The sequence below is a fragment of the Pseudarthrobacter sp. NPDC058329 genome (genome assembly GCF_042879835.1).
GTDB lineage: Bacteria > Actinomycetota > Actinomycetes > Actinomycetales > Micrococcaceae > Arthrobacter.
Map to the genome: position 1 here is coordinate 1 of NZ_JBHVZR010000034.1, position 10,106 is coordinate 10,106.

Here is a 10,106-nt window from a genome sequence, read left to right on the forward strand (position 1 = left end):
CCGGGTCTCCGCTGAAACATCGCTTAAATGCGGCACGGTCGTTGCAACTCCCAAAATCTATGGGTGTTGCAACGACCGCTAGAACTCAAGAAAGGTGGGGCCCGTCGTCGTTATTCTCGCCTTGCCTAGTGGGCGTGGTCCCCGCGGCTGTACTCGTAGACCCAGCCAATGAGGGCAACAAGCGCCAGGCCGGCACCGATGTAAAGAATCCAGAAGCCTACTGCCAGGCCCAGGAATCCTGTTGCGCATGCCAGGCCAAGAACCAGCGGCCACCAGCTCCAGGGGCTGAAGTGGCCCTGTTCACCGGCACCTTCGTGAATCTCGGCATCGCTGCGGTCTTCAGGGCGCATACCGACTCGCTTGCCGGTGAAACCAAGGTATCCGCCAATCATGCCGGCGAGGCCGCCAACCAGAAGGATGCCCAGGATACCGACCCACTCACCCCAGTTAGTGAGGAATCCGTACACAATCGAGATCGGCACGAAGAAGAAGACTCCGGAACCAAAGATCCATGACTCAATTTTCACTGTGCGGTGTCCTTCTGGTCGGCGTTACCGAGCAAGTTGGCCGCGGGAGCCGGTGACTCGACGGTGTGGACCTGTCGAAGCTCGGGGTGGTGCAGGTCCAGCGCCGGCCGTTCGGAACGGATCCGCGGCAGCGAGGTGAAGTTGTGGCGCGGCGGCGGGCAGGACGTGGCCCACTCCAGCGAGGCACCGAAGCCCCAGGGGTCATCGACCTCTACCCTTTCCGCGCTGCGCCAGGTGATGTAGACGTTCCAGAAGAACGGGATCAGGGACGCACCAAGGACAAACGAAGCAACGGTGGAGAACTGGTTCATCCAGGTGAAGTTGTCCTCCACGAGGTAGTCGGCATACCGGCGGGGCATACCTTCAACCCCAAGCCAGTGCTGGATCAGGAAGGTGCCGTGGAAGCCGAGGAACAGGAGCCAGAAGTGGATCTTGCCAAGGCGCTCGTTCAGCATCTTGCCGGTCCACTTGGGCCACCAGAAGTAGAACCCGGCGAACATCGCGAACACCACGGTGCCGAACACCACGTAGTGGAAGTGCGCCACCACGAAGTAGGAGTCCGAAACGTGGAAATCCAGCGGCGGGGAAGCCAGGATAATGCCGGTCAGGCCACCGAAGAGGAACGTGATCAGGAACCCGATGCTCCACAGCATGGGGGTCTCAAACGTGATTGAGCCCCGCCACATGGTGCCGATCCAGTTGAAGAACTTCACGCCGGTGGGCACCGCGATGAGCATGGTCATAAACGCGAAGAACGGCAGCAGCACCGCACCGGTGACGTACATGTGGTGGGCCCACACCGTCACGGACAGGGCGGCAATTGCGATCGTTGCGTAGACCAGGCCCTTGTAACCGAAGATCGGCTTGCGGCTGAACACCGGGAAGATCTCCGAGACGATGCCGAAGAACGGCAGCGCGATGATGTACACCTCCGGGTGGCCGAAGAACCAAAACAGGTGCTGCCAGAGGACTGCACCGCCGTTCTCGGGGTCAAAGATGTGTGCACCAAAGCGGCGGTCAGCACCAAGGGCGAACAGCGCTGCGGCCAGCGGCGGGAAGGCCATGAGCACCAGGATGGCGGTGACCAGGGTGTTCCAGGTGAAGATCGGCATCCGCCACATGGTCATGCCGGGGGCACGCATGCAGATGATGGTGGTGATGAAGTTGACCGCACCGAGGATGGTGCCGAAACCGGACAACGCCAGGCCGAACACCCACAGGTCCCCGCCGATGCCGGGGCTGAACGTGGTGTTGGACAGCGGAGCATACGCAAACCAGCCAAAGGAGGCAGCGCCCTGCGGGGTGATGAAGCCGGACACCGCGATGGTGGAACCGAAGAGGAAGAACCAGAAAGCCAGCGCGTTCAGGCGCGGGAAGGCAACGTCCGGCGCGCCGATCTGCAGGGGCATAATGACGTTCGCGAAACCTGCGAAGAGCGGGGTGGCGAACATCAGGAGCATCACGGTGCCGTGCATCGTGAACAGCTGGTTGTACTGCTCTTTGGTCTGCAGGATCTGCATTCCGGGTTCAAACAGTTCGGCGCGGATGAGCAGCGCCATCACGCCGCCAAGGCAGAAGAACACAAAGGAGGCGATCAGGTACATGTACCCGATGGTCTTGTGGTCGGTGGAGGTGATCCAGTTGACGACGATGCGTCCCTTGGATTTGGGAACCACGGGAGCGGTGAGCGCTCCGGTGGGTGCGGATTGAGTGTACGTAGCCACGTCGCTCCCCTTACTTAATTTCGTTCAGGTTCGGGTTGCGGTCGTACTCCACACCGAGAAGGCCCGTGTTGCCGGCTGCCTTGAGCTCTTCCAGGTGTGCCTGGAACTCAGCTTCCGACACCACCTTGACGCGGAAAAGCATCTCGGAGTGGTACTCGCCGCAAAGTTCGGCGCACTTGCCGTCGTAGGTGCCCTCTGCAGTGGGGGTAAACCGGATGTAGTTGGTCTTGCCCGGGATCATGTCGCGCTTCTGCAGGAAGGCAGGAACCCAGAATGAGTGGATCACGTCACGCGAGTTGAGCTCGAGGTCAACAGATTTGTTGACGGGCAAGTACAGCGTGGGGAGCAGTTCCTTGTCGATCGTGTTGCCGGTGAGGTGTGCCTGGACACCAGCCTCGTGGACATCTTCTTCAATGACACTGCCGGACTTGTAGTTGAAGTCCCAGGCCCACTGCTTGCCGCGGACGTCCACAACGACGTCGGCGGGCTGCGAACGGTCATCGATGGCCTGCTGGTCACGGTCGGTGAAGTAGAAGAACACCAACACCATAAACAGCGGGATCGTCAGGTAAAAGACTTCCAGGGGGAGGTTGAAGCTGGTCTGCCGCGGGAACCCAACGGTGCCCTTACGGCGCCGGTAGGCCACGAGGCACCAGACGATCAGGCCCCAGGTAATGATGCCTACAGCAAGGGCTGCAATCCATGAGTTGACCCAGAGGTCCATGATGCGGTCGCTGTTGCTGGTGGTGCCACGTTCTGTGGGCAGCCACCCCTTCTCTACCTCTGGCGAACATCCGGTCAAAACCAACGCGCCGGCAATTGCCAAGCTTGTGATCGTGGTGATCGTTTTGCGTCGGCTGCCGGTTCGGTTCTGCGAACTCACAGACGGCCCTTCCTACTTGTTGCTGTTTTCCGGGCAGCCATCGGCGCCCCGGGCACACTAAAAGTTTTACTACTCGGTGTAGAGCTTACCGCTCCCCCGGGCGTTTCGCCCACATGTCGGCGCCGTGCCTCCAACCGTTTTGAACGGCAGGAGGCGCGGCGCCGGCATCGGGCGAAACAACCGGCTTAGTGGAAGGAGTCTCCACAGGCGCAGGAGCCACCGGCGTTGGGGTTGTCGATGGTGAAGCCCTGCTTCGAGATGGTGTCCTCGAAGTCGATGCTGGCACCGCTGAGGTACGGAACGCTCATCTTGTCCACAACTACTTCGACGCCGTCGTAGTCCCGGACGGCGTCCCCGTCCAGAAGCCTCTCGTCGAAGTAGAGCTGGTAGATCAGTCCTGAGCAGCCGCCGGGCTGCACAGCAACCCGGAGCCGCAAATCCGTGCGGCCTTCCTGCTCGAGAAGACTGCGGACCTTGCCGGCTGCGACGTCGGTCAGGTTGACCTCGTGGACGGGCAGTTCTTCACTGGGCGCGCTGGTGGTCTGGGTGCTGTTCTCATTGGTTGCGGTGCTCATTGGCCTACCTTCTTAGGACGGTCTGGCGGCCCCGCTCCAGCGGTGCCTGCCCCTACGGATACGGTATGGGCTATAGCTACATGCTACGCGTGGCGCAGCTATAGCTCTAACTCCTGACGTAACCACTCAAGGCCCGTCCTTGTTCCCGCGGACGTCTTCCAATGGCAGCTTCAGGGACGGCCTTGAGGACAACCCCTGGTCCTACAACCCGTCGTTCAAGCGGGAGAGCAACAATGCTTCCGCGAGGATGGCCTTCCGAAAATCCCCGAGGTGCAGTGACTCGTTGGCACTGTGTGCCCTGGAGTCGGGGTCTTCGACACCCGTCACCAGGATCTGGACGTCCGGGTACAGCTCCGTGAGGTCGGCGATAAACGGGATGGAACCGCCGATTCCTGTCTCCACTGCCTGGACGCCCCACGCCTCACCCAAGGCCCACATCGCCAGCCCGGCCGCGGCCGAAGACGTGTCCGTCTGGAAGGGATTACCGCTCTCCCCCGGCGTGAATGTGACTCTGGCACCGAAGGGAGCGTGAGCCTCCACATGCCTGCGGACCGCCTCCATCGCTTCTTCGGGGACCTGCCCCGGTGCGAGTCGCAGGCTGAACTTGGCCCTGGCCCGGGGCAGCAGCGTATTCGAGGCGACGTCCACGGCAGGCGCGTCGAAACCGATAATGGACAGCGCCGGCTTGGTCCAAAGCCGGGAGGCGATGCTGCCCGAGCCGGCGAGGCGGACGCCGTCGAGCACTGACGCATCCGCGCGGTAGTCCGCCTCCGGGAACTCCACCGCCGCGTTGTCGAAGGCGACGAGCCCCTGGATGGCGACATTCCCGTCGTCGTCATGGAGGGTGGCGATCAGGCGTGACAGCAAGGTGGGGGCGTCCAGCACCGGCCCCCCGAACATCCCTGAGTGGACCGCGTGCTCCAGGACCTGGACTTCGATGGTCCCGTCCACCAGCCCGCGGAGGCTGGTTGTCAGGGCCGGAACGCCCACCTTCCAGTTGCTTGAATCGGCGACGACGATGACATCGGCGCGCAGCAATTCCCGGTGTGCCTCAAGGAAAGGCCGGAAGGTTGGAGAACCTGCTTCCTCTTCGCCCTCGAAAAAGAACGTCACGCCGAGGCCCAGGCCGGCCCCCAGAACCTCGGAGACTGCTGCATAGGCAGCGATGTGGGCCATGATGCCCGCCTTGTCATCGGCGGCGCCGCGGCCGTAAAGACGCCCGTCCTTCTCAACAGCGGTAAACGGTGCTGTCTCCCACAGAGCTTCATCGCCCGCGGGCTGGACGTCGTGGTGCGCGTACAGGAGGATGGTCTGCTTGCCTTGTGCTGCCGGCCGGCGGGCGACGACGGCGGGGCCGCCGGGGGTGCCGTCCGGCTTGTCGCAGCCGAGGATCTGCACTTCCTGGAGACCAGCGGCGCGGAGCAGTTCTGCCACGGCGCCGGCGCTGCGCTCAAGCGGTGACCGGTCAAAGCTCGGCCAGGCGATCCCCGGAATCGCGACCAGTTCCTTAAGGCGGGCCAGGGTTGTGTCAAAGGAGCGGTCGACGGCGGCCCGGAGGTCTTCCGTGCCGGGGTTGGAGTTGGCACCCGGAAGTGTGGGGCCATCAATGTTGTCGGGGGCAGCCGTTGCAGGTGAAGTCATGAAAAAAACATTACCCCCGTCACATTCAACACCGTGGCAGCCCTGGACTCGGGCAGGAGGGCCGTGCCGTCCCGCAAGGTATTCTTGTCAGGTGTTCGGACGTAAAAAGGAAGCGCCCTCGGCGCAGGAAATATCAGACCAGCGCGCTGCGGAAGCTGCGGCCCGGCAGAACGGCATAGCCGGCAAGGGAGCCCCCACTCCAACGCGTAAGGCCCAGGAGGCTGCGCGCAGGCGCCCATTGGTGCCGGAGGACCGCAAAGCGTCGAAGGCTGCCGAGCGCCAGGTCATCCAGGACCAACGGCTCAAGATGCGCCAGGCGCTGGACACCGGCGACGAGAAGTTCCTGCCGCTGCGCGACAAGGGCCCGCAGAAGCGGTTCACCCGCGACTATGTGGACGCCCGGTTCAGCCTCGGGGAATACCTGATGTTCGGTGCCCTGGTATTTGTCCTGGTGTCCTTGCTGGTGCCGGCGTCCAGTGACCTGATGATTTATGTCCTCGGCGGTTTTTGGGTGATGTTCCTGGCCGTCTTCGTTGACGTGTTTATCCTGTCCCGCAAGCTCCGCAAGCGGCTGACCGAAAAGTTCGGCGAAGTGGAACGCGGCACGGTCTGGTACGGCTCCATGCGCTCCCTGCAGTTCCGCAAGCTGCGGCTGCCCAAGCCACAGGTCAAGCGCGGACAGTACCCGGCCTGACTTTTCCTCCTGCGTCCCCCTTCAACAAACAACAAAACCCCGGCGGATTTCCGCTGGGGTTTTGTTGTATCCGGGTTGAGGCTTCCGGCGCCTGGCAGGCAGCCGGCGCTTCAGCGCGTCCGGGCCCTAGGCACGCCGGTTCTTCGCCAGCTGCCGGTTGATATGGGAGGCCCAGAATGGCCCCTCGTAGAGAAATGCCGTGTAGCCCTGCACCAGCGTTGCCCCGGCATCCAGCCGGTCCTGGACGTCCTGCGCAGTTTCCACGCCACCTACGGCCACCAGGGTGAGGGCATCACCGGTGACGCCCTTAAGCCTGCGCAGCACTTCGAGTGAGCGCTGCTTGAGCGGAGCACCGGAGAGCCCGCCCGCACCGCACTTTTCCACCTGCTCCGCCGGGGTAGCGAGCCCCGTCCGGGCGATGGTGGTGTTGGTGGCAATGATGCCGTCCAGCCTCAGGTCCAGGGCGAGGCGGGCGACGTCGTCAATGTCCTCGTCGCTTAGGTCCGGGGCGATTTTTACCAGCAGCGGAACGTGGCGGCCTGCCGCCCGGTCAGCTTCCTTGCCGACGGCGGTCAGCAGCGGCCGGAGGCTTTCCACGTCCTGCAACAGCCGGAGTCCTGGTGTGTTGGGAGAACTGACATTGACCACGAGGTAGTCAGCGGCCGGCGCCAGGCTGCGTGCACTCACCAGGTAGTCCTCCACGGCATCCGCCAGTTCAACGACCTTCGTTTTGCCGATGTTGACACCGATAACGGGACGCACCGTAGGGTGCCTGCGCTGAAGTCCGGCCCGGGCTGCCTTGAGGCGGGGGGCGACGGCGGCGGCGCCGTCGTTATTGAATCCCATCCTGTTGATGACGGCACGGTCCTGCACCAGGCGGAAGAGCCGCGGCTGTTCGTTTCCCGGCTGCGCCTGCCCGGTAATGGTGCCCACTTCGACGTGGCCGAACCCGAGCTGGCTGAGCGCCTCAATGCCGTGGCCTTCCTTGTCGAAGCCGGCCGCAAGACCGAACGGCGAGGGGAAGGTCAGGCCGAAGGCCGTTGTCCGAAGCGCCGGTGCGGGTGCCGTCAGTTTCTCCAGGACCCTCCCCGCACCTGAACGGTGTGCCAACCTGATGGCTTTGAAGCCGATCTTGTGGGCGCGCTCGGCGTCCATCCATGAAAAGGCCAGCCGGAAGAAAGTGGGATAAACACGCATGCCTCCAGTCTTCCGTCTCGGCAGGCCCTTACCAAAACGGCCGCAAGCCAAAATGACGCAGACTGTTGTGATAGCGGAATAGCATATTGCCATGGAGTGGCAGCAGGACATCCTGGGCGAGGAGTTCGAGTCCCACGCCTTCGCCGCCGCCGGAGTCGACGGTGTGGAGCGTACTGCCACACTGGTCCGCTTCCGGCCTCCCGCAACTCACGTTCCCGCCCCGCCGGAGCACCGCCGGGCGGTCCTCTTCCTGCACGGTTGGAGTGACTATTTCTTCAACGTGGACCTGGCGCGTTTCTGGTCCTCGGCCGGTTACGACTTCTATGCCCTGGACATGCACAACCACGGGCGGAGCCTGCGTCCGGAGTCGCCGGGCGGCTACGTCTCGAATCTCGCCGACTACGATGCCGAGATTGACATGGCGTCCCGCTTGATCCGCCAGGAGGGTGCTACGTCCGCGCTGACGCTGATGGGGCATTCAACAGGAGGGCTGGTGGCGGCGCTGTGGGCCAGCGGGCATCCCGGAGCGGTGTCCCAACTCATCCTCAACAGCCCATGGCTGGAGATGCATGGAAGCGCACTGGTCCGGCGCGCGGCCTCAAGCATGGTGGGACCGGTGGCCCGCTTCCGGCCGGAGGCTGTATTGAGGCTTCCGGAGCGGGGTTTCTACTGGCGCACCATCAGCAGTTCTGCGGACGGCGAATGGGCGCTGGACGACCGGTACCGTCCACCCATGGCGTTTCCCGTGCGCGCCGGCTGGCTCAGCGCGGTACTCGCCGGCCACACCAAAGTGGCACGCGGCCTCAACATCGACGTTCCCGTCCTGGTGCTGCTGTCCCGGGGAAGCGCGAACGGGCTCTTCTGGTCCGAGGAGATGCGGCGGACGGACGCCGTGCTTGATGTCAACGTTATTGCTGCCCGGGCCCTCACCCTCGGCCGGACAGTGACGGTGGAACGGATCGAGGGTGCCCTCCACGATGTGTTCCTCTCCCCTGCCTCCGTGCGCGCCGACGCCTACGAGCGGCTGTCACGTTGGCTCCGCGCATACGGAGGCCAAGCGAACGGGGAGGGTCCGCAAAAGCCCTGAAAGGGCGGTCCTGGCACAGGGGCTACTGCGCCTGGCCCGCCCCGTCCATCGGCTTGGCGGCGTCCACCGCACCGCCGTACCGGCGGTCCCGCCGGGCGTACTCTTCCACCGCCGCCCACAGCGTCCGGCGGTCCACGTCAGGCCACAGGGTGTCCATAAACACGAACTCGGCATAGGCGGACTGCCAGAGCAGGAAGTTGGAGAGCCGCTGCTCCCCCGAACTGCGGAGGAAAAGGTCAACGTCCGGCAGGTCGGGTTCATCAAGGAACTTCTGGATGGTCCGCTCGTTGATGGAGCCGGGCTTGAGCCTGCCGGCCGCGACTTCGGCGGCAATCGCGGTGACGGCATCCGTGATCTCTGCCCGGCCGCCGTAATTAACACACATGGTCAACGTGCAGGTGCTGTTGCCGGCGGTAAACTGTTCGGCCTCTTCGAGTTCCCGGATCACCGAGCCCCAGAGCCGCGGCCGGCGGCCGGACCAGCGGATGCGCACGCCCCACTCGTCCAGCTGGTTCCGCTGCCTCCGCAGCACGTCTTTGTTAAAACCCATCAGGAAGCGCACTTCCTCCGGGGAGCGGCGCCAGTTCTCGGTGGAGAACGCGTAGACACTGACGTACTCAATGCCCAACTCGATGGCCCCCGCCATAACATCCAGGAGCGCGGGCTCCCCGGCCTTGTGGCCTTCAATCCTCGGCAGTCCGCGCTGGTTGGCCCATCGGCCGTTGCCGTCCATCACAATGGCGACGTGCCGGGGGATAAATTCAGCGGGGATTGACGGCGCCACTGCGCCTGAGGAGTGCGGGTACGGAGCAACCACGGGATGGCTCCGCTTTCGGGGTGCGTTGTTCTTTTTTCCCAGGGCCACTGTCAGCTGCGCTCCACATGTTTGAGGGACTTCAGTACTCGTTCAAGATGCCATTGCAGGTACGCGGCCACCAGGCCGGCGGCTTCCTTGCGGTGCACGGGAAGGGAACCGTCGGCTTTGGGCCAGTCTCCCGTCAGCAGTGCTGCGAGCAGGACCACTGTTTCCGGCGCCGGCGCCGGCGATCCCGGCGGCCTGCACCCGGCGCAGACCATGCCGCCTACCGGTGCGGAAAACGCACTGTGCGGTCCGGGCTGTCCGCAGCGGGCGCAGTCGGTGAAGCTGGGCGCCCAGCCGCCGGTGGCGAGTGCCCGCAGCAGGTAGGAATCCAGGATCAGCCCGGCGGCATGTTCGTTCCGGCTCAGCGACGCAAGGGCGCCGACCAGCAGGTTGTATTGCGCGGTTCCGGACTCGCCGTCAACGTCCGTGAGCTTTTCCGCGGTCTCGGTCATGGCGGCGGCTACGGTGTAGCGGCCATAGTCTGCGGCGATGCTTCCGCCGTAGGCCCCTTTGGCCACGGCCTGGGTGACGATGTCCAGCGTCTTTCCGGACACCAGCTGCAGATCCGCAACCATAAAGGGTTCAAGGCGGGCACCGAACCGGCTGCTGGTACGCCGGACTCCTTTGGCAACAGCCCGGACCTGACCGTGGTGCTTGGTCAGCAGCGTGATGATGCGGTCCGCTTCACCCAGCTTATGCGTACGGAGCACGACGGCGTCGTCCCGGTAGGCACGGGAAGCGAAAGAGGGTTGGGCCACGCCTTTATCCTCCCATCTTTGCGGGCAACGCCCTGCCGGGTGCAACGGGCCGGTGCCGTTGTGGGGCCGCCCCAAGGCGGGGGGGCCCCAGCGGGGGGGGGGGGCGGGGGGGTGACGTGTGGGGGGGGGTGGGCCCAAAAAAACGGGATTTTGGGGGA

General features: G+C 64.1%; 10 protein-coding genes. 2 read left to right on the forward strand and 8 right to left on the reverse strand.

Translation table 11 applies throughout. The features are described from left to right. Positions 1-125: 125 nt before the first annotated feature. From ACFVYC_RS22195 to ACFVYC_RS22215, 5 genes are all read right to left on the reverse strand, one after another. Positions 126-527: a cytochrome c oxidase subunit 4 gene (locus ACFVYC_RS22195; protein WP_387554388.1), complete on the reverse strand. Its 402-nt coding sequence runs from the start codon at positions 525-527 to the stop codon at positions 126-128. Beyond that, entirely contained in the window at positions 524-2,251 is a 1,728-nt protein-coding gene (gene ctaD / locus ACFVYC_RS22200) for a cytochrome c oxidase subunit I (protein WP_387554390.1), read from the reverse strand. The genes ACFVYC_RS22195 and ctaD overlap by 4 nt, the downstream gene beginning before the upstream one ends. Before the next feature lie 10 nt (positions 2,252-2,261). Then, complete coding sequence (gene coxB / locus ACFVYC_RS22205; RefSeq protein ID WP_387554392.1) at positions 2,262-3,134, reverse strand: cytochrome c oxidase subunit II; 873 nt, start codon at positions 3,132-3,134, stop codon at positions 2,262-2,264. 185 nt (positions 3,135-3,319) lie between these two features. Continuing rightward, positions 3,320-3,709 (reverse strand): HesB/IscA family protein, encoded by a 390-nt coding sequence (locus tag ACFVYC_RS22210; RefSeq protein WP_387554394.1) that lies wholly within the window; start codon positions 3,707-3,709, stop codon positions 3,320-3,322. 201 nt (positions 3,710-3,910) lie between these two features. Then, on the reverse strand, positions 3,911-5,350 hold the full coding sequence (locus tag ACFVYC_RS22215) for a dipeptidase (RefSeq protein ID WP_387554395.1): 1,440 nt from the start codon (positions 5,348-5,350) through the stop codon (positions 3,911-3,913). Between the two features lie 91 nt (positions 5,351-5,441). On the opposite strand from ACFVYC_RS22215, the gene ACFVYC_RS22220 reads away from it, so the two are divergent. Further along, positions 5,442-6,044, forward strand: coding sequence for a DUF3043 domain-containing protein (locus ACFVYC_RS22220; RefSeq protein WP_387554397.1), 603 nt, complete (start codon positions 5,442-5,444; stop codon positions 6,042-6,044). Between the two features lie 126 nt (positions 6,045-6,170). On the opposite strand, the gene ACFVYC_RS22225 is transcribed toward ACFVYC_RS22220, so the two are convergent. Continuing rightward, the gene (locus tag ACFVYC_RS22225) at positions 6,171-7,241 is read right to left on the reverse strand and encodes a quinone-dependent dihydroorotate dehydrogenase (RefSeq protein ID WP_387554399.1); all 1,071 of its coding nucleotides are present in this window, start codon (positions 7,239-7,241) and stop codon (positions 6,171-6,173) included. Positions 7,242-7,332: 91 nt separating this feature from the next. On the opposite strand from ACFVYC_RS22225, the gene ACFVYC_RS22230 reads away from it, so the two are divergent. Next, a complete protein-coding gene (locus ACFVYC_RS22230; protein ID WP_387554401.1) occupies positions 7,333-8,328 on the forward strand; it encodes an alpha/beta hydrolase in 996 nt (331 codons plus the stop codon). Positions 8,329-8,350: 22 nt separating this feature from the next. Here the strand turns inward: ACFVYC_RS22230 and ACFVYC_RS22235 are convergent, their stop codons facing one another. Then, positions 8,351-9,193, reverse strand: coding sequence for an isoprenyl transferase (locus ACFVYC_RS22235; protein ID WP_387554403.1), 843 nt, complete (start codon positions 9,191-9,193; stop codon positions 8,351-8,353). Between the two features lie 2 nt (positions 9,194-9,195). Next, positions 9,196-9,948: a DNA repair protein RecO gene (gene recO / locus ACFVYC_RS22240; protein WP_387554405.1), complete on the reverse strand. Its 753-nt coding sequence runs from the start codon at positions 9,946-9,948 to the stop codon at positions 9,196-9,198. Positions 9,949-10,106: the final 158 nt, after the last annotated feature.